This is a genomic window from Amycolatopsis sp. 2-15, assembly GCF_030285625.1.
Lineage (GTDB): Bacteria > Actinomycetota > Actinomycetes > Mycobacteriales > Pseudonocardiaceae > Amycolatopsis > Amycolatopsis carbonis.
In genome coordinates, this window is sequence record NZ_CP127294.1 from 3,337,614 (window position 1) to 3,360,831 (window position 23,218).

The window sequence follows — 23,218 nt, forward strand, 5'->3', positions numbered from 1 at the left end:
CAGGTAGGAGCCGTAGAGCAGCTGCTCACGCTGCGCGCACCCGACGCGCGGAGCCCGGAGGCGAGCACCCGGACGCCTTCCGCGGCCACCAGCGAAGTGACCGGATTCGCGCCGGGTGCCCAGAACGCCTCGACGCAGTGCGCCACCGCGTTGAGCGTCGAGGACACCGCGGCCGGCCGCGGCAGCGTGGCCGTGAGGTCCGGGTCGTAGACGACGGCGCTGGGCAGCACGCGGTCGTCGCGCCCGGTCTGTTTGCGAACCGCGCTCGTCGTGCCCCCAGACCGGCGTCACCTCCGAGCCCGCGTACGTCGTCGGCACGCAGACCAGCGGAAGCCCGGTGGTGAGGGCGACGGCTTTGCCAGTGCCCGGTGGTCGAGCCGCCGCCGATCGTGACCACCCCGTCGACCGAGTGCAGCGCGGCGGCCCGGCGGGCGGCCTCGGCCACCTCGACCGGCACGTGTGGCCGCACGTCGCGGAACCGCGCCACCACTCGGCCGGGGACTTCGCGCGTCACCTCGTCGGCTGCGGGCGCGTCGGCGATCACCAGGAGCCGGCCCAGGCCGAGCTCCGCGACCTCGGCCGCGAGGTTCCGCGGCCGCACCGCCCCCGAACCGCACGCGGACGGGCAACGCGCGGTAGCCGAACTCCACCGGGCTCACGCGCCCGCAAGCCCGGCCAGCAGCGCGGCCGCCGAGGTGGTCGCTTCGCTGGTGATCACGTGCTCGTCGCCCGGGTCGATGCGCAGGTCGACCGACGCGCCCAGCCGCGTGAGCGCTTCGGCGGTCCAGAGGACCCGCTCCACGGCGACCCACGGGTCGTGCTCGATACTGCGGATCAGTGCGGGGACCCCGTCGAACGGATTTCCCGGCGCGGCCTCGACCTCGGCCGGGCCCAGGTAGCCGCCGGTGAACAGGACCAGACCGCCCACCCGCGGGTGCTCGTGTACGGCGAACTGCGCGAGCAGGCAAGCGCCCTGCGAAAACCCCCACAGCACGATCCGCCGCCGGTCGAAGCCGTCGGCCTCGATGGCGGTGAGCGTGGCCCGCACGGTCGCGAGCGCGTGGGTCAGGTCGGGTTCGTTGTCCTGAAGCGGAGCGGTGAACGCCGCGGGTACCAGGTGTCGCCTCCTGCATGGGGCGCGTAGTAGCGCACGCCCGGCGCGTCGATGTCCTTCGCGACGCCGCGCATGAAGTCCGGCGTCTGCTGCCGGCCGTGCACGGCGAGAACGGCTACCCGGGCGTGTTCACCTGGCTCGCCCCACTGCTGCACGGGCCTGGTCAGATGCTTGTTGTCGGACAAACCTTCGTTCCTCTCGCCCCGAAACGCACCCCGGAAAACACGGCGGCCCTCCGGCGGGGTGTCCAGCCGGAGGGCCGTCGCGTCAGACCTCGATGTGCTCGAGCCGGCCGAAGATCTCCGCGCGCCGGGACTCGAACTGCTCGGGCAGCTGGAACGCCGTGCCGAGCTCCTGCGGCGACTCGTCGCAGGTCCAGCCGCCTTCGGCGTGGGTCACGGCGAGCTCGAACAGCGCGCCGCCGGGGGTGCGGACGTAGACCGACTTGAAGTACTTGCGGTCCTTCAGCTCGCTGATGTCCGTGTAGCCGGCGCCCTCGACCTGGAACTTCACCTCGTCCTGGTTGGCCAGCGTGCCGAGGTTCCAGGCGAAGTGGTGGATCGTGCCGGCGCCATAGCGCCACGTGCCCTGCTCGTCGGTGTTGTTGACGATCAGCTCGACGTTGTTGCCGATCTTCTCGCCGCCGATGCGCAACGCCACGCGGTCGCCTTCTTCGGTCAGCGCGCTGTCGCCGAAGAACGTCTCCTGGCTGAACTCGACCATCCGGTCCGGCGTCGCCACGTGCACGCCGACGCCGTGGATGCCGTGGATCGCGTGCTCGGGCGGCACACCGTTGCCCGGGTGGCCCACGCGCGGGTCGCCGCCGTTGCCGACCAGCACGTACTCGATGCCGCAGGGGTGGCGCAACAGCAGGCGGCGTTCGCCGAACAGCTCGCCGTCGTGCACCTCGACGTTGTGCTCGGTGAGGCGCTGGTGCCAGTACGACAGCGACGTCGAGGGCACCGACAACTGCACCTCCCGCGCCTGGTTCGTGCCGCGCTTGCCGAACAGGCCGGCCTGCGCCCACGGGAAGGTGGTCACCACGGACGACGGATCGCCCGCCGCGTTGGAGTAGTAGAGGTGGTAGATCGGGGTCGAGCCGTCGAACAGCACGGTTCGCTTGATGAAGCGCATTCCGAGTGTCTTCACGTGGAAGTCGACGTCTTCCTGCGCGGTGCCGACGGACAACGTGACGTGGTGGCTGCCTTCGATGTGGGCCATGGGATTCCTTTCCGGAAAGTGGGTGCCGGGTGTGACCGGCGGGCTCAGCTGTGGACCGCTGGTTCGGCGGCGCGGGGCAGCTCCGCGTGACCGAGCGCCGAAGTCAACGCGGTGACGACCGTTCCGGCCGCCACCTGAGTCTCGTCCGAAGCGCGCCACGCGACCACTCCGTCGGGGCGGACCAGGACCAGGCCGGTGGAGCCGATGCCATACGCGGCGCAGAATCCGCCCGTGGTGTCGGTGAAACTGTCGGCGCGGCCGACCCGGTGCACGTCGAGCGCGATCCCGGTCGATTCGGCGGCGGCCGTCGCCGCGGCGGCCCACTCGTCGGCGCCTCTGATCCGCGCTGCCCGGTAGCGGCGATCGGCCGGCACGGCCGGTCGGCGCCGACTCCGGAGTGCTCCGGACGTTAGTCACGCGGGGTGCGCCGGGCATCGCTGCCAGGCGCACGGAGCTGTCCGCTGCGCGCACACCGCGTGCTCCCGCGCTGACAGACCGGCCCGCGCCGCGATTCGATTGACCAGTCGATCAAGAGAAGGGAGCCGCATGACAGCGCAGGCCCGGACGGGCGATCGGAAGGCACGCGAACGGATCGTCGACGCGGCACAGAAGCTTTTCGCAGCACACGGGTACGCCGCGACCGCGACGGCGAAGGTGGCCGCCGAGGCGGGCGTGCCGACCGGCTCGGTGTTCTACTACTTCCCGACCAAGCTGGACTTGCTGCTCACGACCGTGCGCGAGCGCGCGTACAGCGGCACCCTTTCGGTGCCGGCCGGGGCGACCGTCGGCGAAGTGCTCGCCGCGGCGGCCGCCCAGCTGGCCGGGGTGTTCGAGCGGCACCGCGACTCGCAGGTGATCGTGTTCCGCGAAGCCGGGACACAGCCCGAGGTACGGGAAGTGGCGTTGCGGCTCATCGAGTCGTCGACCGGTGACGTCGCGCGGCACCTGGGCGCCGCGCCGGACGCGCCCGGCAAGAGGGCGTGCACGACGATGGCCCGGCTGCTCGTGTCGAGCCTGTTGCTGGACAACTTCTTCTCCCGCGACGCCACCGGTCCGGTCGCCACGGCCGAGGTGCTGGCGGGTGCCCGGTGACGCGCGTCGCCCTCGTCACTGGGGCGAGCCGGGGCATCGGCGCGGCAACCGCGCGACTGCTGGGCGAGCGGGGTTTTCGCGTGGTCGTGAACCACCGCGACAGCGCCGAGGAAGCCGAGAAGGTGGCGGCCGAGATCGCCGAACGTGGTGGGGAAGCGGTGGTGATCCGGGCCGACGTCACCGTGGCCGACGACGTGGCCGCGATGACCGAGCAGATCGGACGCCGGTGGGGCGGGGTGGACGCGCTCGTCCACAATGCACTGACGCCGTTCGCGATCACCTCCTACGCCGAGCTCACCTGGGACCAGCTCGGCGGCAAGCTCGACCGCGAGCTGCGGGCCGCGTTCCTCGTGACCAAAGCCGTGACGCCGGGCATGGTTGCCCGTGGTTACGGCCGGCTCGTGTACCTCAGCACCGGGCTGTCCAAACGCCCGCGCGAAGGCATGATCACGCTCGGCACCGCGAAGGCCGCGCTCGACCAGTTCGTGCGGTTCGTGGCGCAGGAGCTCGCGCCGCACGGTGTCACGGCGAACCTCGTCGCACCGGCCACAGTGGACGAGACGACCGGCATCCGGCGCCTGTCGCCGGAGCGCGTGCTCCGGCTCGGCGAGGCGACGCCGATGGGCCGGCTCGTGCGGCCCGCCGAAGTGGCCCGCACCATCGCGTTCTTCGCCGGCGACGAAGCCGGCTTCACCACCGGAACCTACGCGCCCGTCAACGGCGGCGCCGCAATGGACTGAGAGGTTTGCCTTGCACACCATCGATCTGGCTTACGTGGGGCGCGGGATCCACGAGGAGCTCGTCGCGCACGTCGCCGACCAGGAGGGCTACTACGCGGACGAAGGCCTCCACGTCGCCATCCGCGACGGCATCGACTGGGACATCCGGCGCCTGCGCGGCGCCGCCACCATCGGACTCGGCCGCGCGGTGCTGTCACGGCTGACCGACGGCATCGACTGGACGATGCTCAGCGTCAACACCCACCGCCCGCTGTTCTGGTTCCTCGGCCGGCCCGGCCTGGAGTCCCTCGAAGACCTGCGCGGCCGCCGGCTCGCCGTGCACGCGGGTTTCACCGCGCCGGGCTGCTTCGCGCGGATCGTGCTGCGGCGCCACGGGCTCGACCCGGACCACGACCTCACGTGCGTCGTGCGCGCGCCCGGCGACTACGGCATGGACCTGCGGATGCTGCGCGAAGGGTCGATCGACGCGGCGTACGTGGGCAGCACCCTCGCGCCCGAGCAGGTCGCCGAGGAGGAAGGCCTGCGCGTGCTGGCGTGGGTCGGGGACCACTTCCGCATCCCGACCGTCGGGGTCGCCGTGGATCCCGCGCACCACTCGCCCGAAAGTCCCGCGGTGCAGGGCCTGGTCCGGGCGAACCGGCGCGCGCTCGCGACGATCGCGGCACGCCCGGACCTCGCCGTCGACTACCTCGCCTCCTTCCTGACGCGGCTCACCCGCGACGAAGCGGTGCGGCACTTCGACACGTACATAGGCCCGTACTTCTCCGCCGACGGCCACGTCGACCTCGCGGTGGCCCAGGAAGCCGTCGACTTGGTCGCGGTGGAGCTCGGGGTGGCGACGCAGCCGGCAGCCGGGATCTATCAGGCGTGAGCTGCCGGCCGCGGTTGGCGGTTGAGTTCGCAACGGTGGCTACGCGTGATTGAGCTTCTCGGCGTGCCGGCGGGCGAGGTCGTGGGAGTCGGCGAGCGATTCCTCGTGCAGGTGCAGCAGGGGACGCAGCTGGTCGACGGTGGGGGCGAAGGTCAGCTCCGGCGTGATGAAGTGCAGGTCGAGTCCGAAGAGGACGGTGTCGCTGAGGATGGTGCGCAGCGCGGGCACGAGGTGGTCCTTGCCGTGCTGCGGGGCGCCCGGACCGTAGCCGCCGCCGCGGGCGGAGACGACGACCGCGGTGCGCCCGGCCGTGGGGGCGGCGCCCGGGCCGAGCCCGATCGTGCGGCCGGGAACCATGACCTGGTCCAGCCAGGCCTTGAACACCGACGGGATCGAGTAGTTGTACATCGGCACCGCGAACAGATACGCGCTCGCGCCGAGGAACTCCTCGACGAGCTCGTCCTGCAGCGCCGCGGCGGTGGCCTGTTCGGCGGTGCGCTCGCCGGGCGCGGTGGCGCGCGCCGTGATGCCGGCGGCATCGAGGTGGGCGACCGGACTGTGGGCTAGATCGCGGGTGACGACGTCACCGGTCCAGGTCTCGGTGAAGGTGTCGGCGACGCGCCGGGAAAACGACGTGTCCGGGGTGGCGGAAGCGTTGACGCGCAAGAGGCACGACATGGTTTCTCCGGAAGTGGGGGGTCAGGCGGAAGGAGCGGCGCAGCCGTCGGGGGTGCACACGTCGCCCACACCCAGCGGCGCGGGCCGGCGGGCGGTCCAGGCCGTCTGCAAGGCGGACACGAGGTGGTCGGTGGAGACGGCGCCGGCGAGCGCGTGGGTGCCGCCGAGGACGAGGAACGGCGTGCCGCGGGCGCCGAGGCGCTGGGCCATCGCCTGGTCGGCCAGCACGCGGGCGCGGTGGCGGTGGCTGTCCAGCGCGTCCGCCGCGGCGTCGACGTCCAAGCCGGCCTCGGCGGCGAAATCCAGGACTTCCGCGCGGGTCCACAGTTTGCGGGCGTGGCCGAAGTGGGCCCGGAACATCGCGGTCCAGATCTCGGCCCCGCGCCCCTGTTCGGTGGCGAAGGCGAGCAGCTCGTGCGCCAGATCCGTCGGCCCCAAAGTGCGGTCGAGGACGTGGTACGGCGTGAGGCCCTCGGCCTGCGCGAGGAGTTCCAGCGGCCGCAGGACGTCGTGCTCGGCCTGGGGAAGGCCGTGCTCGACGAGGAGCTGCCGCTGGCTGACGCCTTCGCGCGGCAGGTCCGGGTGCAGCTGGAACGAACGGTGCACCAGGCGCACCTCGGCGCCGTGCTCGAACCGCTCCAGCGCGGTGTGCAGCCGGTGGTCCATCAGCCCGCAATACGGGCAGACGACGTCCGACCAGAATTCGACGTCCACTGTGTTCCCTTCGAAATCGGTCCCTTCGAGGTCCGCTTTCCACCGATGGTGCAACAGATTCGAGGGGCTTACAAAAGGCACATCGATGTTCGTGACCAGGCCGGTCGAAGCGCCATTCTGGAGGGGTGAGAACCGTGGGAACCGACGTGCGGCTGAGGGTCGCGCAAGCGCCCGAGCCGTGCGCGCACTGGGCGAACCGCGACGCGGACTTAGTGCGCGAGGTGCTCGACCTCGTCGGTGACAAGTGGAGCGTGCTGCTGCTCGGCACGCTCGCGAGCGGCCCGCTGCGCTACTCGGACCTGATCGCCGCCGTGCCGGCGATTTCGCAGCGAATGCTGACCTTGACACTGAAACAGCTGCAGCGCGCCGGGTTTGTGGAGCGAACGTCGCACCCGGAGGTGCCGCCGCGCGTGGAATACACCATCACGGAGCTGGGTTCGTCGCTGCTGTCGGCGGTGCTGGCGCTCGGCACGTGGTCGACCGAGCACCAGGCGCAGATCCGCGGGAACCAGGCGGCGTTCGACGCGGTTGAGCCCCCGGAGGCCGGGAAAGCCGAGTGACCCCGGATGTTCGCGGGGTCATTCGGGCTTCTCAGTGCTCGGCCGCGGTGGGAACCGGGACTGCCGGGGCCGGCCGGCGGGTGTGGACGAACCGGGCCGACACGATCGACGCGACCAGGCCCAGCGCGAGGAAGATCAAGCCGAACGGACCGAGGTTGTAGGCGCCGAACGCGGCGATCCCGGCCGCGCCCGTGAGTCCCGAAGCCGCCGTCGCGAGGTAGGTGGCGGAGGCGTTGAGGCCGATGCTCACTGGCGCGTGCTCGGGCGAGACCTCGATGAGCCGGTGCTGCAGCGGCACCAGCGTCGCCCAGCCGCAGACACCCCAGACGAACAACGCGACGGCCGCCGTGGCGAAGGTGCGGCTGCTGAAGGGAAGCAGCGCGAAGTCGAGGCCGACGATCACGACCGCCACGGCGATGATGCGCTGGCCGGAGATGCGGTCGGTGAGGTGCCCGGCCGTGACGCTGCCGACGGTGGCTCCCGCGCCCCAGAGGAACAGCAGGATGGCGAGCGCGATGCCGTTGCCGCCGGTGGCGCGGCCGAACGATTCGCCGACGAACGTGTAGTCGGTGAACAGGCCGGTGAACACCAGCAACGTCGTGAGCAGCGTGAAGCCGATGCGCGCGTCCTTCATGGTCGCCAGCCGCTCGCGCAGCCCGGCGACGTGCGCGGCGGGGACCGCGGGCAGCAGCACGGCGACGCCCACGGCGCCCAGCACGGCGAGGGCGGCGACGAACCACAACGTCGTCTGCCAGTTGGTCTGCGAACCGATCACCGTGCCGATCGGCGCACCCAGCGCGGTCGCGGAGCTGAGGCCGGCCATGACGACGGCGAGGGCGCGCCCGCGTTGGTGGGGTTCCACAAGGGACGCCGCTGTCGCGCTGGCGGTCGGGGTGAACATCCCGGCGCCGAGGCCGGCGATCACGCGGCCGGCGAGCACCAGCCCGTAGAGCGGCAGGGTGGCGGTGAGGACGTTGCCGACCGCCAGGATCAGCAGCCCGGCGATCAGCAGCCGCTTGCGCGGCCAGTGTGCGGTGGTGGCGGCGATGATCGGCGACGACACCGCGTAGGTGAAGGCGAACATCGTCACCAGGAGGCCGGTCGCGGCCGCGTTCGTGTGCAACGAGCGCGAGATCTCGGGCAGGATGCCCGCGATCACGAAGCCGTCCGTTCCCACGGCGAACGTCCCGAGGGCGAGAACGAGCAGGCGTCGGTACACGGGAGATCCCTTCGAGGAAGGTTTGATATACGTCAAACCATAGGAAGGTGAAACGGTTCCCGTCAAGGACAGTTTGATGAATCTGGTACCGTTGTGACTGAGGTCGCCGAGGAGGTGCCGTGGCTCGCTATCTGGAGGAACCGGCTGTCGCCGGCATCCGGTTCGACGACGTGCTCAACGCGATCGCGGACGACGCGCGGATGCGCGTGCTGGTCACGCTCGCCGACGGCGAGTTCCACCCGTGCGGGCCGGAAGGCCTGCTGGCCGCACTGCACAAGTCGACGTTGTCGCACCACAAGAAAGTGCTGCGCGAGGCCGGGCTGACGCGGACGAAGTTGGAAGGCCGCAACTACTTCGTGTGCTTGCGCCGCGAGGATCTCGACGCGCGGTTCCCGGGGTTCCTCGATGCAGTGCTCGCCGGCCTGGCCGAGGTGTACTGATCCGTCCGAAGTGGACGGTTTACTTGAGCACGCGCGTGTCGGCGGCGTGGATCGGTGTGCCGTCGGGTGTCACGTAGGTGAGCCGCGGGATCGGCTCTTCCGTCTCCCGGTCCACGAGCAGCACGTGGTCCTCGCCCGGTTCGTACGCGTGGTCCTGCCCCCATTGCCGCAGGCTGACCACGAGGTCGAACAGGTCCTCGCCGCGCTTCGTCAGCACGTATTCGCGGTAGGCACTGCCGTCCGAGGCCGGTTCGACGGACAGCACGCCGGCGCCGACGAGGTTGCGCAGCCGGTCGGTGAGGATGTTCTTGGCCACCCCGAGGTTGCGCTGGAACTGCCCGAACCGGCGGATGCCGTCGAACGCGTCGCGGATGATCAGCAGTGACCACTTGTCGCCGACGAGGTCGACCGTCCGCGCGACGGGGCACTGCGGGCTCGTCCACGTGCGCTCGCTCAGCGCGACCACCTCCGGTTACTGCTGAAACCAGTCTGGTTGCAGTTTACTACTGGCTGGCCGGCGGTGGAAGGCATCGCCCTGCGCCCGGTTCCGGCACCCGTGGGCACCGGAACCGGCGGGGTGATCACGTTGTCGCCAGCGCCGCGGTGGGGTGGCGGCACCGTCACCGTCGACAGCACGCCCGGTGCGGGCACGACCGTCACTGTTTCCCTGCCCATCGGCAGCTGAGCAGGACAACAACTTTTCCTCAGCGTGGAAACGTGGCTCCTCGACGCGTTTCCCGTCATTAGGCTCCCGCCATTCGGTGACTGACCGGGAGGTGACGTTCATGCGCACGCAAGTGGGGATCATCGGCGCGGGGCCCGCGGGGCTGCTGCTTTCGCACCTGTTGCACCTGCAGGGAATCGAGTCGGTGGTGCTGGAAGCGCGGCCGCGCGAGTACGTGCAGGGCCGGGTGCGTGCGGGGATCCTCGAACAGGGCACGGTCGACACGTTGCGCGAAGCGGGTGTGGGCAAGCGCCTGGACGCGGAGTCGATTTTCCAGGCGGGCCTGAACATTCGCTTCGGTGAGCGGACGCACCGCATCGACCTCGTCGATCTGGTCGGGCGCGGTGTCACGGTCTACGGCCAGCAAGAGGTGGTGAAGGACCTCATCGCGCGGCGGCTGGACGACGGCGGCGACGTGCGGTTCGGGGTCGCGGACGTGCGGATCGAAAACCTCGGCACTCCAAGGATTTCCTTCGTCGAGAACGGGGCCGGCGAGACTCTCGACTGCGATTTCGTGATCGGCGCCGACGGGTTCCACGGCATTTCGCGCGGCCAGGTGCCGGGGCTGGTGCACTACGAGCACACGTACCCGTACGCGTGGCTGGGGATCCTGGTCGAGGCTCCGCCGTCGGACCCGGAAGTGATCTACTGCCGTCACGAGCGCGGGTTCGCGTTGCACAGCATGCGTTCCGAACGCGTTACGCGGCTCTACCTGCAGGTCGACCCCGACGAGGACGTCGCGAACTGGCCCGAGGACCGGATCTGGTCGGAGCTGCACCTCAGGTTCACCGACGTCGACGGCTTCGAGCTGACCGAAGGCCGCATCTTCGACAAATCCATCACCCCGATGCGCAGCTTCGTCGCCGCCCCCATGCAGCACGGCCGGCTGTTCCTCGCCGGCGACGCGGCGCACATCGTGCCGCCGACCGGCGCGAAGGGGATGAACCTCGCCGTCGCCGACGTCCGCCTGCTTTCCCGGGCGCTCGGCGGTTTCTACTACGGCAACCGCGAAGACCTCCTCGCCGCGTACACCGAGAAGGCGTTGAAGCGCGTCTGGCGGGCCACGCACTTCTCGTGGTGGATGACGACCACGCTGCACAAAGCGCCCAGTGGCGCGGCGATCGAGCAGCAGCTGGCGTTGTCGCAGTTGGCCTTCATCGCGTCGTCACGCAGCCAGGCCACGGCGCTGGCGGAGAACTACACGGGTTTGCCCTACGAGAGCGGCTGGTCCTACCGATGACGAGTGCGGAGGCACAGGTGAAAGATCCCGAACTGGACGACATCCCGGGGACCACGGTGTTCACCGGCGAGCAGAGCAGGAAGGGCTTCGCACTGAATCAGTTCTGCATGAGCTTGCTCAAACCCGAGAACCGGGAGCGGTTCAAGGCCGACGAGAGCGCCTACCTCGACGAGTGGCCGCTGACCCCGGCGCAGTGCCAAGCCGTGGTGGACCGCGACTGGAACGCCGCGATCGCCGAGGGTGGCAACATCTATTTCCTGGCCAAGATTTTCGCGACCGACGGAACCAGTTTTCCCGCGGCCGTGAGCACGATGGTCGGCATGACAGCCGAGGAGTACGTGGCGATGATGATCGCCGGCGGGCGCTCACCCGAGGGCCAGCGCTCGATCAAGGAAGGACGGTAGCCATGGCGAGGATCACCGCTGGTGTCACCACCAGCCACGTCCCGGCGATCGGCGCGGCGCTCGATCACGGGAAGTCCGGCGACGACTACTGGAAGCCGGTGTTCGACGGGTACGAGTGGACGAAGAAGTGGATCGCCCGCGAGCGCCCCGACGTGGTGGTGCTCGTGTTCAACGACCACGCGACGTCGTTCTCCCTGGAGATGATCCCGACGTTCGCCATCGGCTGCGCGGATTCGTTCGCCCCGGCGGACGAGGGGTTCGGCCCGCGGCCGGTGCCCCGCGTGCAGGGCCACTCGGATCTCGCTTGGCACCTCGCGGAATCGCTGATCCGCGACGAATTCGACATCACGATCATGAACAAGCTCGACGTGGACCACGGCCTGACCGTGCCGATGTCGCTGATGTTCGGGCAGCCCGAGGCGTGGCCGGTCAAGGTCATCCCCGTGGCGGTGAACGTGGTGCAGTTCCCGCCGCCGACCGGCAACCGCTGTTACGCGCTCGGCGAGGCGATCCGCCGCGCGGTGCTGGCCTACGACGAGGACCTCGACGTGCAGGTGTGGGGCACCGGCGGCATGAGCCACCAGCTGCAGGGCCCGCGCGCCGGGCTCATCAACGCCGAGTTCGACGCGGCGTTCCTCGACCGCCTGACCGCCGACCCCGAGGCGCTGCGGAAGCTGCCGCACATCGAGTACCTGCGTGAGGCCGGTTCGGAAGGCATCGAAATGGTGATGTGGCTGATCATGCGCGGTGCGCTCGGCGAGGACGTGAAGGAGCTCTACCGCTTCTACCACGTGCCCGCCTCCAACACCGCCGTCGGACACCTCGTGCTGGAGCCGGCGCAGTGACGGCTCAGCCACTGCGCGTCGCGCTCGCCGGAGCGGGGGCGTTCGGGATCAAGCACCTCGACGCCCTCGCCCGCATAGACGGCGTCGAGGTCACCGCGGTCGTCGGCCGGCGGCTGGAGCAGGCACGCGAGGTCGCGGCCGGCTACGGCATCGGCCACGCGACCACCGAGCTGGCCGACGTGCTCGCGCGCGACGACGTCGACGCGGTCATCCTGGCCACGCCGACGCAGCTGCACGCACGGCAGGCCGTCGCCGCGATGCGGGCGGGCAAGCACGTGGAGGTCGAGATCCCGCTCGCCGACAGCCGCGCCGACGCCGAACGCGTGGCCGCCACCGCGCGTGAGACCGGCTTGGTGTGCCTGGCCGGGCACACCCGGCGCTTCAACCCGTCGCACCGCTGGGTACACCGGAAGGTGGTTGCCGGAGAGCTGACGTTGCAGCAGCTGACCGCGCAGACGTTCTTCTTCCGCCGCGCGAACCTCAACGCGCTCGGCGAACCCCGCAGCTGGACCGATCACCTGCTGTGGCACCACGCCGCGCACACCGTGGACCTGTTCCGGTTCCAGACCGGTGAGGAGATCGTGGCCGCCCACGCCGTGCAGGGGCCACTGCATCCTGAGCTCGGGATCGCGATGGACCTCTCGATCCAGCTGCGGGCGGCCGGGGGCGCGATCTGCACGCTTTCGCTGAGCTTCAACAACGACGGGCCCTTCGGTACCGACTTCCGCTACATCTGCGACAACGGGACCTACCTCGCGCGTTACGACGACCTCGTGACCGGAAAAGGCGAAAAGGTCACGCTCGACGGAGTGGCCGACGGTATCGAGGCCCAGGATCGCGAGTTCGTCGCCGCCATCCGCGAAGGCCGTGAGCCCGAATCGAGCGCCGCGGCGGTGCTCCCCGGTTACCAGGTCCTGGCCGACCTGGAGGCCGAACTTTCTCATTGAATGAGAAGACCGCGGGCCGGCCTGGCGGACCCGTTTTATTCTCAAGGACTCCTGTCCCGGCGCGAGGAGGGGACCATGGCCCACCGATCGGCCGGTCAGTCGGTGCTCGCCCGGGTGGTGGCGGTGCTCGAGGCGTTCGACCTCGACCACGGTTCCCTCACCGCGTCGGACATCGCGCGCCGCGCGGGGCTGTCGACGCCGACGGCGCACCGGATCGTCGCCGAGCTCGTCGAGCTGGGCCTGCTCGAACGCGGCGAAGGTCACCGCGTGCACGTCGGCGCGCGGTTCTGGGAGATCGCCGCGATGGCGCCGCGGGCGCTCGGCCTGCGCGAGGCGAACCACTGTTCCCGCAAGGTCCGCAGGACACGCGGCCCGATCACGGACGTGAGCACGCGCCGTGGAGCGTCGTGGTGGGGCGGGTCGTTCTCGAGGAGCAGGCTCGGCGGGCGCCACGGCTTTTCGTGGCGGAAGTTGCTGAGCCCGACGCCGGCGCCGGACTCGAAGTCCTGCCAGTCCACGAGTGCGGTGCGGACCTGTTCGTACCGCGCCATGGCGTAAACGTCGTAGCGGGACAGGTGCACGAGCGGTCCGGCGTCGCGCATCGTCGCGTGCAGTCGGGCCGGATCTTCCAGAGCTTCGGGCCCGAACGGATCCAGGTCGACGACGGGTACGTCGAGCATCGTGGTCATGGGAGTCTCCGATCTTCGAGCGGGTCAGAGGTCGAGGGCGAGGCGGTCGGTGCGGGAGCGGGACACGCAGACGTACATGCAGTCCGCCGTCTCGCGGTCGTGCTCGGCGAGCAGGGAGTCGCGGTGGTCGGGCAGGCCGTCGAGCCCCACGGTTTCGCAGGTGCCGCACGTGCCGTGCTCGCACGAGGAGAGGACGTCGACGCCGGCGTTGCGGATGGCTTCCAGCACGGAGATCTCCGGCGTCACGCGGATCGTCTTGCCGGAGCGGCGCAGTTCCACCTCGAAGGCCTCGTCGCGGGCGGGGGTGCGTTCGGCCGCGACGAAGCGTTCGGTGTGCAGCGCGTGCGCCGGCCAGTGCGCGCAGGCGGCTTCGACGGCGTCCAGCAATGGGGCAGGGCCGCAGCAGTAGACGCGCGCGGCGGATTTCGCCTCGCCGAGCCACGCGGCGAGGTCGAGCAGTCCCCGTTCGTCTTGCGGCACGGCGTGCACACGGTCGCCGTAGGTGGCCAGCTCGTCGAGGAAGGCCATGGACGCGCGGCGCCGCCCGCCGTAGAGGAGGTGCCACTCGATGCCGAGCAGCTCGGCCTGGTGGATCATCGGCAGCACCGGCGTGATCCCGATGCCGCCGGCGATGAACAGATACTCGGTGGCGGGCACCAGCGGGAAGTTGTTGCGTGGCCAGCCGACGCCGAGGCGGTCGCCGACTCCGACGACGTCGTGCACGTACGCCGAACCGCCTCGCCCGTCCGGCTCGCGCAGCACGGCGACGCGGTAGGTGCGGGAATCCCAGCGGTCGCCGCACAGCGAGTACTGGCGCGTGAGCCCGTTCGGGAGGACCAGGTCGATGTGCGACCCCGGCGTCCAGTCGGGCAGCCGCCCGCCGTCCGGCCGCGCCAGGGTCAGCTCGCGCACGCCCTCGGCCCGCTCCCGGATCGCGGCCACTTCCAGCACCTCGACGTCGGTCATTCGGCTCCTCCTCACCGGTGGGGAGAACTCAACGTAAGTCGGGCGAACTCGGCGTCGCGATGCGCTTCTCGTCCAATGAGAAGCACGAATGAGGGTGCCGTGGGTCACCAGTTTGCGCGATAGACTTCCAAAGTATCGATATTTTGCTACTCTGACGATGGCGGGTCTGGTGAGTCCGTCGAGCCGCCGAGTCGTCCCGGACAGGAAGGCAAGCCGATGCCGCTGCATCGTTTGACGTCGATCACGCTGGGTGTGCCCAATGTGGGGGCGACCGCTGGTTACTACGAGGATTTCGGCCTGACGCCGGTGGGCGAGAAGGCGGAGAACCGGTTCGCCACCGCCGAAGGGGGCGAGCAGCTGAAGATCACGCACTCGCCGCTGCGCCGGCTGGTGGAGCTGGGGGTGGGGGTCGACGACCCCGACGACCTGGACCGGATCGAGGCGAGCCTGGCGAAGCTCGACGTGGCCGGGAAGCGCGACGAGACGTCGCTGCGGGTGCTCGACCCGAACTCGAACACGCTGGTGGTGCTGGAGATCGCGCCGCACCTGGTGCAGGTGCCGGTGGAGCAGGTGCCGTACAACGGTCCTGGCCGGGTATCGCGGCCGGACGGCCGCGCGCCCGGCGTGGAGCGGACCAACAAGGTGCGGCCGAAGAAGCTGGGCCACGTCGTGATCGGGTCAAAGGATCAGGACGCGTCGCAGAAGTTCTTCACCGAGGGCATCGGGTTCAAGGCCAGTGACCACGTCCCGAGCCTCGCGAGCTTCCTGCGCTGCTCGACCGACCACCACAACCTGCTGATCCAGAAGGCACCGGTCGACTTCCTGCACCACACCGCGTGGGAGGTCGACGACGTCGACGAGGTCGGCCGCGGCGCCACCGAGATGCTGGAAGGCAACCCCGAGCGCCACGTCTGGGGCCTGGGCCGCCACCACATCGGGTCCAACTTCTTCTGGTACCTCAAGGATCCCGCCGGCAACTTCTCCGAGTACTACAGCGACCTCGACTGCATCGTCGACGACGCGCTCTGGAAGCCCTCGGTCGTCGAGGGCACCCGTGGTGTCTACAACTGGGGCCCGCCGCTGCCGCCGTCGTTCCTCAAGCCCGAAGACCTCGCCGCGCTCATGACCGGCACGCACAGCCCCCGCTGACCTTTTTCGCAGACAAGGAAAACCATGCGCTACGGAAACATCAACGGCCGCGTCGCCCTGCTCTCCGGTGACCTCGCCCTCGACGTCGAGAAGGCCAGCGACGGCCGGTTCGGCCCGGACCCCGACGGCGTCTACGAGAAGTGGGACGAGTTCGCGGCGTGGGCGCGTGGGCAGTCGTTCGAGGACGCGGTGCCGTTCACCTACGTCGAGGTCGGCCCGCCGGTGCTGCGCCCGGCGCAGATCTTCGCCATCGGCCTGAACTACGACGCGCACGCGTCCGAATCGGGCATGCAGGCCTCGGCGACCGCGCCCCCGGTGTTCACGAAGTTCGTCACGAGCATCACCGGCCCGTACGACGCGGTGCGGCTGCCCAGCGCGTCGGTCGACTGGGAGGTGGAGCTCGTGGTCGTGATCGGCAAGCGGGCCGAGGGTGTGACCAAGGAGCAGGGCTGGGACCACGTCGCGGGCCTCACGATCGGACAGGATCTGTCCGAACGCGAAGTTCAGCTCGCGGGCCCGGTGCCGCAGTTCTCGCTCGGCAAGTCCTACCCCGGCTTCAGCCCCATCGGCCCCGCGATCGTGACGCCCGACGAGCTCGCCGACCGCGACGACCTCGCACTGAGCTGCTCCGTCGGCGACGAGGTGCTGCAGGACGGCCGCACCCGTGACCTCATCGTCTCGGTGCCGGCGCTGGTTTCGTACCTGTCGTCGGTCGTGGCGCTGCTGCCGGGAGACGTGATCTTCACCGGTACGCCGGCGGGCGTCGGGATGGGCCGGGACCCCAAGCGCTACCTGGTTCCCGGTACCACGCTGGTCAGTGAGATCGAGGGCATCGGCCGGCTGCGCAACGACCTGGTTGCCGACTGAGGCCGGCCGCGGTCCCGGCCTGCCCGGCCGGGGTCGCCGTTATGGCCGTCGAATATCGATTTATAGTAGAATGTTCGAGTGGTGACGAAACCTACCGCCAGCCGGACCGAGGAAGTCTTCGAGACGCTACGGGCCGACCTCCTCGGCGGCCGCTTCGAGCCGGGACAGCGCATGAAGTCCCAGGAACTGAGCACGCGCTTCGGCGTGAGCATGTCCGTGGTGCGCGAAGCATTGACGCGGCTGGCGGAGCAGGGCCTGCTGGTTTCCACGCCGCAGCGCGGGTTCACCGTGCGCCCGCTGTCCGTCGACGATCTGGCCGACCTCACGAAGGTCCGCGTTCAGATCGAGTCCCTGGCGCTGCGGCAGTCGTTCGAACTCGGCGACCTCAGCTGGGAGACGTCGGTGCTCGGCACGCACCACACGCTGGAACGCACGCCGGTGATCCTCGAAGACGGTTCCTACAACGAAGACTGGACGCTGGCCCACCGCGACTTCCACCGCGCGTTGCTGGCCGGCTGCGGCAGTCCGCGGCTCGAGGCGATCGCCACGTCGTTGCGCGACAGCGCCGAGCTCTACCGGCGCTGGTACTGGGCGCTGGCCGACGACCACCAGCGCGACATCGCCGGTGAACACCGCCGCCTCAAGGACTTCGCGCTGAACCGCGACGCCGACCAGGCCGCGGAACTGCTCGGGGCGCACATCGAACGCGCGCCGCGAGCGTTGATCGCGTACGCGCAGGAAAACGGTTTGGACTCGTCGTTCGCCTGACTCGGCCTCGGCGGACGCCGGCCGGGCTGACCCGGCCGGCGCTTGCCCAGGTCAGTCGACGATCGTCACGACACCCGTCGGCGCGTCGAGCGCTTCGACCGTGAGCTCGGCCGCGCGGTCGAGGTGCACGCGGGGCTCCGCGGGCAGGGCGCCCTCGTTGTAGGTGCCGGGGCCGTAGAACTGGCCGTAGCTCAGCACGACACCGCCTTCGGCCAGCACCGACTGTTCGAGGTCCTTCACCGCGAGGGCGTCGGGGCCGTCGGGCAGTTGCCAGGCCACGCTCTGCGCGAGGATCTTCGGCGCGCCGGCGGCGCGAGCGGCCTCGATCAGGTTGTGGTTGCCCTCGGTGCGGATGCGGGCGTTGCGCTCGGTGTGGTCGCCGATCTTGGCGAAGTCGTCGGGCAGATCGGTGAGCTCGTTGAGCACGACGTCCGGCTTGAAGTCGCGGACGGCCTGCACGAGCGCGTCGCGGTCGAAGACGTCGCACAGGATCGCGACGGCGCCGAGGTCGGTCAACGATTCCAGCTTGCCGGTCGACCGCGTCATGGCGCCGACCTCGTGCCCGGCCTCGACCAGCCGCGGGATCAGCCGCTGCCCGAGCACACCGGAGGCGCCGGCGAGGAATACCTTCATCACTTTCTCCTTTTTTTCCGAAATTCCACAGAGGACACTCAGGCCGCTGCCGGAGCGAGGCGGGCCGTGGAGAGCCGGTCGACGCCCCACACCAGCAGGGCCACCAGGCTGAACCCGGCGCCGAGGACGCAGACCGCGGTCCAGCCCAACGCGCTGTACACGGTGGTCGCCGCGACGGCGCCACCGCCGAAACCCACGGAGTAGTACGCCATGTTGCTGCCGATGAGGCGGCTGCTCGCGTTCGGGTCGAGGCCCACGATGAGGTGCTGATTGGTCACGTGGATGGCCTGGCCGGCGAAGTCGATCACGATGATGCCGATGATAAGCGGGATCAGCGACTTCGGCAGCCACGCGATCGGCAGCCAGGACACCGCGAACAGCACCAGCGTGATGCCGGTGACCCACTGCGCCCGGCCACGGTCGGCCAGGGAGCCGGCGCGAGCGGCCCCGAACGCGCCAGCGGCGCCGACGAGGCCGAACAGCCCGACCGCCGACGTCGACAAGTTCCACGGCTCGGCGGAAAGCGGCAGTGCCATCGAGCCCCACAGCGCGCCGAAGCCGGCGAACATGAACAGTGTGATCAGGCTCCGCACGCGGAACACGCGCTCGCGCACGGTCAGCGTGACGATCGACGCGATCAGCTTGCGGTACGAGACCGAAGGCCGGTCCGGCAGCTCCGGGGGCAGCCGCAGGCCGAGCAGGACCGCGACGCCGAGCATCAGCACCGCGGAGACGACGAACACCGAGCGCCAGCCGAACGCGTCGGCGAGCAGACCGGCCACGGTCCGCGCGAGCAGGATGCCGATCACGACGCCGCTGGTCACGATGCCGAGCACGCGGCCGCGGGATTCGGGACTGGCCAGCACGGCGGAGTAGGCGATGATCACCTGCTGCACCACCGTCGCGAGGCCGACCACGCCGCTGGCGATGAAGAACAGCACCGGCCCGGGTGACACGGCCACGCCGAGCAGCGCCAGCGCGGCGATCACCGAGCCGACGGGGATGAGCACGCGGCGGTTGAGCAGGTCACCCAGCGGCACGAGCAGGATCAGGCCGGCGAAGTAGCCGACCTGGGTCACGGTCGTCACGTAGCCGAGCCCGGCCGCGCCGACGCCGAGGTCGTGGCCGATGTCCTCCAGCAGCGGCTGGGCGTAGTAGATGTTGGCCACCGCGATGCCGCAGACGACGGCGAGCAGGACGGCGAACCCGGTGCTGATGCCGGGGCGTGGTGGTCCGGGGGTTTTCCGGACGTCGAGGGAGGTCATGGCGTTCCTAAGGAGTATCGGGCCATAGTGGTAGTAGATCGCAACCAGATTCGGTGGCCCGCGCGCTGGGCTCAAAACCCACGCTAGGCTGCGATTGGGTCAGGTGTATGGTCCATTTCCATGGTGGGAACACGGGCCACTTCACCCGAGGGCAGGCGCTCCACCGAGGGCCTCGGCGCCGACCTGCACCTCGACCACCTGGACCTTCGCGGCCGCCACGGCCTGCGGACGTCGCTGATGGACGCGTTGCGCGAAGCCGTGCGCACGGGCCGGTTGCTGCCCGGCGCGCAGCTGCCTTCGTCACGCACGCTCGCCGCCGACCTGTCGATCGCGCGCAACACCGTGGCCGACGCCTACGCCGAGCTCGTGGCCGAAGGCTGGCTCACCGCCCGGCAGGGTTCGGGTACGCGCGTCGCTCGTCGGGCGGAGCCCCGCCGCGCGCCGACGCCCGGCTCCGACCGCGTCGCGCTGCGCCGTCCGACGCCGATCCGCACGTCGGACACGCGGTTCAGCCTGCTGCCCGGCAACCCGGATCTGGCGAGTTTCCCGCGCGCGCAGTGGCTCGCGGCGTCCCGGCGCGCGATCATGGCCGCGCCCCACGAAGCCCTGGGCTACGGCGACCCGCGTGGCCGAGTCGAACTCCGCACGGCGCTCGCCGACTACCTCGCACGCGCCCGCGGTGTTTACGCCTCGCCCGAGCGGATCGTGATCTGCGCGGGGTTCGTGCACGGGCTGAGGTTGATCGGCCGCGTGCTGCGGGCGCGTGGGGTCAGCACGGTCGCCGTCGAGACCTACGGCGTGCCGCAGTACAACGACCTGCTCACCGAAACCGGCCTGGAGACCCCGGCGTTGCCGCTCGACGAGGGCGGCACGTGCACCGAAGGGCTGCGTTCCCTCGACACGGGCGCGGTTCTGCTCACGCCCGCGCACCAGTACCCGACCGGGGGCGCTCTGCGTCCGGACCGCCGCGCGGCCGTGGTCGACTGGGCCCGGTCGACGGGTGGGCTGGTGCTCGAAGACGACTACGACGGGGAGTTCCGGTACGACCGCCAGCCCGTGGGTGCGTTGCAGGGCCTCGATCCCGAGCGCGTCTGCTACTTCGGCACGGCGAGCAAGTCGCTGGCGCCGGGGCTGCGGCTCGGCTGGCTGGTGCTGCCGCGTTCGGTGACGCCCGAGGTGATCGCCGCGAAGGGCCACGTCGACTGGGCGCCGGGTTCGTTCGACCAGCTGGCGCTCGCCGAGTTCCTCACCTCCGGCGACTACGACCGCCACGTCCGCGCGATGCGGCTGCGCTACCGGCGCCGGCGCGACCAGCTGGTGGCGGCCGTCGCGGAGCACGCGCCGGGAATCCGCGTCTCCGGGATCGCGGCGGGGCTGCACGCGGTGCTCGACCTCCCGCCGGGCACCGAGCGTTCGGTGATCGCCGCGGGTGCGCGGGTGGGCCTGGCGCTCGACGGACTGGGCGACTTCGCGCATCCGTCGGCGCGGCCGGACAGCGGACGCGACGGGCTGGTCGTCGGGTACGCGACTCCGTCGGACAGCGCGTGGTCGGGGGCGTTGGCGGCGTTGTGCTCGGTGCTGCCGCGCTCATAGTGTCGCGAGCACCTGCGCGAGGCCGTCTTCGAGCACGGTGCCGGTGAGCTCGCCCGCGGCGGCGATCAGCTCGGCGGGGGACTGTCCCATCGCGACACCGCGCCCGCGTTCGGCGGCCCAGGTGAGGAGCTCTATGTCGTTGTGGCCGTCGCCGACGGCGAGCACGCGGTGGCGGGGGACCGCCAGCTCGGCGCGGACGCGTTCGGCCGCCGCGGCCTTGTTCACGCCCTCGGCGGCGAGGTCGAGCCACGGGGTGCAGGCGAGGGCGAAGCTCACCTCGCGCAGGTTCATTTTCGGTACCAGAGCGAGGAAATCGGCCATGTCGTGGCCTGGCGCGAACGCGACGACGCGTGTGGCCTTCGTGGTCAGCAGGGCTTCGAACGGTACCGCGGCCTGCGCGTCGTCGAGGCCGGTCGTGCCGTCGGGGAACGGTTCGGTGCAGCGGTAGCGGCCCAGCTCGTCCTCGACGGCGAAGCGGGCGTTCGGCAGGTGCGTGCGGATGGCGCACAGGGACTCGGCCGGGTCGAACGACTCCACGTAGTGGCGCCGGAAGCCGGATCCGGACTCGCGCAGGGTGACGGCGCCGTTGGAACAGACCAGGAACCGCGGTGTGATGCCCAGTCGGTCGAGCACGGGGACGGTGCTCACGGCGGAGCGGCCGGTGGTGAGCACGACGTGGTGCCCGGCCGCGTCGAGCCGGCGGACCTCGGTGACCACGGCTTCGCTCAGCGAGCCGTCCTCGCGGATCAGAGTGCCGTCGATGTCCAGCGCGACGAGCCACGGTCCGGTGTCCTTCCAGGACGGTGCGGTCATGACGGGATCCTCCAGGGGAGTCGGTTCTTCCCACTGTAGGGACGATTCCGGGCCCGTCCACTGTGCACCGCGCCACCCGTGATTGGCCCACGATGCGCAGCCGGAATTGGACCACGTCCGCGCGGGCGACGGTGCCTAGCGTGGTCTCATGACGACTGAACGCCTGCCCGAGCACACCCCGCGCCTGGATTGGATGAAGCTCGCCCCCGACGTGTTCAAGGCGATGCTGCGCCTGGACACCGCGGCGAAGAAGCACCTCGACGAGGGCTTGGTGAACCTGGTCAAGATCCGCGCGTCGCAGCTGAACCACTGCGCGTTCTGCCTCGACATGCACAGCAAGGACGCCCTGGCCGCCGGCGAGTCGGCCGAACGCATCCTGCAGCTGGACGCGTGGGCCGAGTCGAAGCACTTCTACACCGCGCGCGAGATCGCGGCGATCGAGCTGACCGAGACCGTCACCGTGCTCACCGACGGCTTCGTGCCCGACGAGGTCTACGCGAAGGCGGCGCAGCAGTTCGACGAGACCGAGCTCGCCCACCTCATCGCGGCGATCACGACGATCAACGCGTTCAACCGCTTCGGTGTGTCGACCCGCATGGTGCCGGGTCACTACACGCCCACCGCGTCCTGACGCCGGCTCGCTGCCGCCTTCCCCCGCGCAGGCGTGCCTCTCACCGTCCATACCGGACTCTTCCCGCGAAGGACTCCATGACCACCATCACCACCCCGTTCGGCGCGCGAGCCACGGCCGCCGAGGTCCTCGCCGGAGTGGACCTGACTGGCCGCCGCGTGATCGTCACCGGCGGTGCCTCAGGCCTCGGCGCCGAGACGGTCCGCGCGCTCGCCACGGCCGGCGCGCACGTCACCATCGCCACCCGCACGCCGGCTCACGCCAAGCAGCTCGTCGAGGAGTTCCCGCGCGTCGACGTCGCGGCGCTCGACCTCGCCGACCTCGGTTCGGTGCGGGCCTTCTGCGCGCAGTGGAAAAAGCCGGTCGACGCGCTGGTCGCCAACGCCGGTGTGATGGCGCTGCCCGAGCGCGAGGTCATCGCCGAGGGCTGGGAAATGCACCTGGGCATCAACTTCCTGGGCCACTTCGCGCTTGTCACCGGCCTGTGGGACGCTCTGCGCTCCGGCGGCGGAGCCCGCATCGTCGTCCTCAGTTCCGGTGCGCACCTGCTGACCGACTTCTCTTTCGCCGACCCGCATTTCGAGCGGCGGCCCTACGACCCGCTCGTCGCCTACGGGCAGTCGAAGACCGCCAGTGTGCTGCTCGCCGTCGGGATCAGCCGCCGCTGGGCCGGCGAAGGGATCTACGCCAACGCGTGTGCCCCGGGCGTCATCCGCACGAACCTCCTGCGCCACCTCGCTCCCGACGCCCTGCGCCTGCTCGGCGCCCTCGACGCCGACGGCAACGCCATCACCCCGGCCTACTTCAAGACTCCCGAGCAGGGCGCGGCCACTCCCACGCTGCTCGCCGTGTCGCCGCTGCTCGACGGCGTGACCGGCCGCTACTTCGAGGACAACCAGGAGTCGCCGGTCATCGACGGCGGCGCGCACCTCGCCGCCGGCGGCGTGGACGCGATGGCCGGCGTCGCGCGCTGGGCCCTCGACCCGGTCGCGGCGGATCGCCTGTGGGACTACGCCTCGGCCGCTGTGCGCTAGC

Annotated in this window: 30 protein-coding genes; 17 read left to right on the forward strand and 13 right to left on the reverse strand. The window is 70.4% G+C overall.

The genetic code is table 11. The annotated features are described in order from the left end of the window. Positions 1–25 precede the first annotated feature (25 nt). From QRX50_RS50305 to QRX50_RS16320, 5 genes are all read right to left on the reverse strand, one after another. Complete coding sequence (locus QRX50_RS50305) at positions 26–601, reverse strand: iron-containing alcohol dehydrogenase (RefSeq protein WP_434533277.1); 576 nt, start codon at positions 599–601, stop codon at positions 26–28. 54 nt (positions 602–655) lie between these two features. Next, entirely contained in the window at positions 656–1,048 is a 393-nt protein-coding gene (locus QRX50_RS16305) for an alpha/beta hydrolase (RefSeq protein WP_285972778.1), read from the reverse strand. A 17-nt stretch (positions 1,049–1,065) separates the two neighbouring features. Continuing rightward, positions 1,066–1,299, reverse strand: a complete 234-nt coding sequence (locus QRX50_RS16310) for an alpha/beta hydrolase (RefSeq protein WP_285972779.1) — start codon at positions 1,297–1,299, stop codon at positions 1,066–1,068. An 82-nt stretch (positions 1,300–1,381) separates the two neighbouring features. Next, complete coding sequence (locus QRX50_RS16315; RefSeq protein WP_285972780.1) at positions 1,382–2,335, reverse strand: VOC family protein; 954 nt, start codon at positions 2,333–2,335, stop codon at positions 1,382–1,384. A gap of 44 nt (positions 2,336–2,379) precedes the next feature. Next, positions 2,380–2,709 (reverse strand): aromatic-ring hydroxylase C-terminal domain-containing protein, encoded by a 330-nt coding sequence (locus QRX50_RS16320; RefSeq protein ID WP_285972781.1) that lies wholly within the window; start codon positions 2,707–2,709, stop codon positions 2,380–2,382. 172 nt (positions 2,710–2,881) lie between these two features. Between QRX50_RS16320 and QRX50_RS16325 the strand changes: the two genes are divergently transcribed. The 3 genes from QRX50_RS16325 to QRX50_RS16335 are packed head-to-tail and all read left to right on the forward strand — an operon-like array spanning position 2,882 to position 5,038. Further along, positions 2,882–3,427, forward strand: a complete 546-nt coding sequence (locus QRX50_RS16325; RefSeq protein ID WP_285972782.1) for a TetR/AcrR family transcriptional regulator — start codon at positions 2,882–2,884, stop codon at positions 3,425–3,427. Then, a complete protein-coding gene (locus QRX50_RS16330) occupies positions 3,424–4,167 on the forward strand; it encodes an SDR family oxidoreductase (protein ID WP_285972783.1) in 744 nt (247 codons plus the stop codon). Before QRX50_RS16325 ends, QRX50_RS16330 begins: the two co-directional genes overlap by 4 nt. Positions 4,168–4,177: 10 nt before the next feature. Next, complete coding sequence (locus tag QRX50_RS16335) at positions 4,178–5,038, forward strand: ABC transporter substrate-binding protein (RefSeq protein ID WP_285972784.1); 861 nt, start codon at positions 4,178–4,180, stop codon at positions 5,036–5,038. Positions 5,039–5,077: 39 nt separating this feature from the next. Here QRX50_RS16335 and QRX50_RS16340 read toward each other — a convergent pair whose 3' ends face one another. Both QRX50_RS16340 and QRX50_RS16345 read right to left on the reverse strand, forming a co-directional pair. Beyond that, positions 5,078–5,716 (reverse strand): FMN-dependent NADH-azoreductase, encoded by a 639-nt coding sequence (locus tag QRX50_RS16340; RefSeq protein WP_285972785.1) that lies wholly within the window; start codon positions 5,714–5,716, stop codon positions 5,078–5,080. A 21-nt stretch (positions 5,717–5,737) separates the two neighbouring features. Next, on the reverse strand, positions 5,738–6,430 hold the full coding sequence (locus QRX50_RS16345; protein WP_285972786.1) for a DsbA family oxidoreductase: 693 nt from the start codon (positions 6,428–6,430) through the stop codon (positions 5,738–5,740). A gap of 125 nt (positions 6,431–6,555) precedes the next feature. Here QRX50_RS16345 and QRX50_RS16350 point away from each other — a divergent pair, with 125 nt between their 5' ends. After that, positions 6,556–6,990: a winged helix-turn-helix transcriptional regulator gene (locus tag QRX50_RS16350; protein ID WP_285972787.1), complete on the forward strand. Its 435-nt coding sequence runs from the start codon at positions 6,556–6,558 to the stop codon at positions 6,988–6,990. 31 nt (positions 6,991–7,021) lie between these two features. Here the strand turns inward: QRX50_RS16350 and QRX50_RS16355 are convergent, their stop codons facing one another. Next, the gene (locus QRX50_RS16355) at positions 7,022–8,209 is read right to left on the reverse strand and encodes an MFS transporter (RefSeq protein WP_285972788.1); all 1,188 of its coding nucleotides are present in this window, start codon (positions 8,207–8,209) and stop codon (positions 7,022–7,024) included. 119 nt (positions 8,210–8,328) lie between these two features. Between QRX50_RS16355 and QRX50_RS16360 the strand changes: the two genes are divergently transcribed. Further along, a complete protein-coding gene (locus tag QRX50_RS16360; RefSeq protein WP_285972789.1) occupies positions 8,329–8,649 on the forward strand; it encodes an ArsR/SmtB family transcription factor in 321 nt (106 codons plus the stop codon). Positions 8,650–8,668: 19 nt separating this feature from the next. Here the strand turns inward: QRX50_RS16360 and QRX50_RS16365 are convergent, their stop codons facing one another. Beyond that, positions 8,669–9,115: a winged helix-turn-helix transcriptional regulator gene (locus tag QRX50_RS16365; protein ID WP_285972790.1), complete on the reverse strand. Its 447-nt coding sequence runs from the start codon at positions 9,113–9,115 to the stop codon at positions 8,669–8,671. Between the two features lie 54 nt (positions 9,116–9,169). Here QRX50_RS16365 and QRX50_RS16370 point away from each other — a divergent pair, with 54 nt between their 5' ends. The 6 genes from QRX50_RS16370 (at position 9,170) to QRX50_RS16395 (ending at position 13,367) form a co-directional block, all read left to right on the forward strand. After that, a complete protein-coding gene (locus QRX50_RS16370) occupies positions 9,170–9,334 on the forward strand; it encodes a hypothetical protein (protein WP_285972791.1) in 165 nt (54 codons plus the stop codon). Between the two features lie 100 nt (positions 9,335–9,434). Next, on the forward strand, positions 9,435–10,613 hold the full coding sequence (locus QRX50_RS16375) for a 4-hydroxybenzoate 3-monooxygenase (protein ID WP_285972792.1): 1,179 nt from the start codon (positions 9,435–9,437) through the stop codon (positions 10,611–10,613). Between the two features lie 17 nt (positions 10,614–10,630). Further along, positions 10,631–11,017 (forward strand): protocatechuate 4,5-dioxygenase subunit alpha, encoded by a 387-nt coding sequence (gene ligA / locus QRX50_RS16380; protein ID WP_285972793.1) that lies wholly within the window; start codon positions 10,631–10,633, stop codon positions 11,015–11,017. A 2-nt stretch (positions 11,018–11,019) separates the two neighbouring features. Beyond that, the gene (locus tag QRX50_RS16385) at positions 11,020–11,862 is read left to right on the forward strand and encodes a class III extradiol dioxygenase subunit beta (protein WP_285972794.1); all 843 of its coding nucleotides are present in this window, start codon (positions 11,020–11,022) and stop codon (positions 11,860–11,862) included. After that, positions 11,859–12,809: a Gfo/Idh/MocA family oxidoreductase gene (locus QRX50_RS16390; protein ID WP_285972795.1), complete on the forward strand. Its 951-nt coding sequence runs from the start codon at positions 11,859–11,861 to the stop codon at positions 12,807–12,809. The genes QRX50_RS16385 and QRX50_RS16390 overlap by 4 nt, the downstream gene beginning before the upstream one ends. 75 nt (positions 12,810–12,884) lie before the next feature. Further along, positions 12,885–13,367 (forward strand): helix-turn-helix domain-containing protein, encoded by a 483-nt coding sequence (locus QRX50_RS16395; RefSeq protein ID WP_285972796.1) that lies wholly within the window; start codon positions 12,885–12,887, stop codon positions 13,365–13,367. A 155-nt stretch (positions 13,368–13,522) separates the two neighbouring features. Here QRX50_RS16395 and QRX50_RS16400 read toward each other — a convergent pair whose 3' ends face one another. After that, positions 13,523–14,464 (reverse strand): PDR/VanB family oxidoreductase, encoded by a 942-nt coding sequence (locus QRX50_RS16400; RefSeq protein ID WP_285972797.1) that lies wholly within the window; start codon positions 14,462–14,464, stop codon positions 13,523–13,525. Positions 14,465–14,680: 216 nt separating this feature from the next. On the opposite strand from QRX50_RS16400, the gene QRX50_RS16405 reads away from it, so the two are divergent. The 3 genes from QRX50_RS16405 to QRX50_RS16415 all read left to right on the forward strand — a co-directional run bounded on the left by QRX50_RS16405 (position 14,681) and on the right by QRX50_RS16415 (position 17,248). Continuing rightward, on the forward strand, positions 14,681–15,613 hold the full coding sequence (locus tag QRX50_RS16405; RefSeq protein WP_285972798.1) for a VOC family protein: 933 nt from the start codon (positions 14,681–14,683) through the stop codon (positions 15,611–15,613). Positions 15,614–15,637: 24 nt separating this feature from the next. Then, entirely contained in the window at positions 15,638–16,480 is an 843-nt protein-coding gene (locus QRX50_RS16410; protein ID WP_285972799.1) for a fumarylacetoacetate hydrolase family protein, read from the forward strand. Between the two features lie 78 nt (positions 16,481–16,558). Continuing rightward, positions 16,559–17,248, forward strand: coding sequence for a GntR family transcriptional regulator (locus QRX50_RS16415; RefSeq protein WP_285972800.1), 690 nt, complete (start codon positions 16,559–16,561; stop codon positions 17,246–17,248). 51 nt (positions 17,249–17,299) lie between these two features. Here the strand turns inward: QRX50_RS16415 and QRX50_RS16420 are convergent, their stop codons facing one another. Both QRX50_RS16420 and QRX50_RS16425 read right to left on the reverse strand, forming a co-directional pair. Then, entirely contained in the window at positions 17,300–17,881 is a 582-nt protein-coding gene (locus tag QRX50_RS16420; protein ID WP_285972801.1) for an SDR family oxidoreductase, read from the reverse strand. A 38-nt stretch (positions 17,882–17,919) separates the two neighbouring features. Beyond that, complete coding sequence (locus tag QRX50_RS16425; protein WP_285972802.1) at positions 17,920–19,146, reverse strand: MFS transporter; 1,227 nt, start codon at positions 19,144–19,146, stop codon at positions 17,920–17,922. Positions 19,147–19,266: 120 nt separating this feature from the next. Here QRX50_RS16425 and pdxR point away from each other — a divergent pair, with 120 nt between their 5' ends. Further along, the gene (gene pdxR, locus QRX50_RS16430; RefSeq protein ID WP_285972803.1) at positions 19,267–20,739 is read left to right on the forward strand and encodes a MocR-like pyridoxine biosynthesis transcription factor PdxR; all 1,473 of its coding nucleotides are present in this window, start codon (positions 19,267–19,269) and stop codon (positions 20,737–20,739) included. Here pdxR and QRX50_RS16435 read toward each other — a convergent pair. Then, positions 20,734–21,552, reverse strand: a complete 819-nt coding sequence (locus tag QRX50_RS16435) for an HAD family hydrolase (protein ID WP_285972804.1) — start codon at positions 21,550–21,552, stop codon at positions 20,734–20,736. The two genes, pdxR and QRX50_RS16435, sit on opposite strands and share 6 nt — an antisense overlap. 148 nt (positions 21,553–21,700) lie before the next feature. Between QRX50_RS16435 and QRX50_RS16440 the strand changes: the two genes are divergently transcribed. Together QRX50_RS16440 and QRX50_RS16445 are read left to right on the forward strand one after the other, a co-directional pair. Beyond that, on the forward strand, positions 21,701–22,183 hold the full coding sequence (locus tag QRX50_RS16440) for a carboxymuconolactone decarboxylase family protein (RefSeq protein WP_285972805.1): 483 nt from the start codon (positions 21,701–21,703) through the stop codon (positions 22,181–22,183). 77 nt (positions 22,184–22,260) lie between these two features. Beyond that, complete coding sequence (locus QRX50_RS16445) at positions 22,261–23,217, forward strand: SDR family NAD(P)-dependent oxidoreductase (protein WP_285972806.1); 957 nt, start codon at positions 22,261–22,263, stop codon at positions 23,215–23,217. Position 23,218 lies beyond the last annotated feature (1 nt).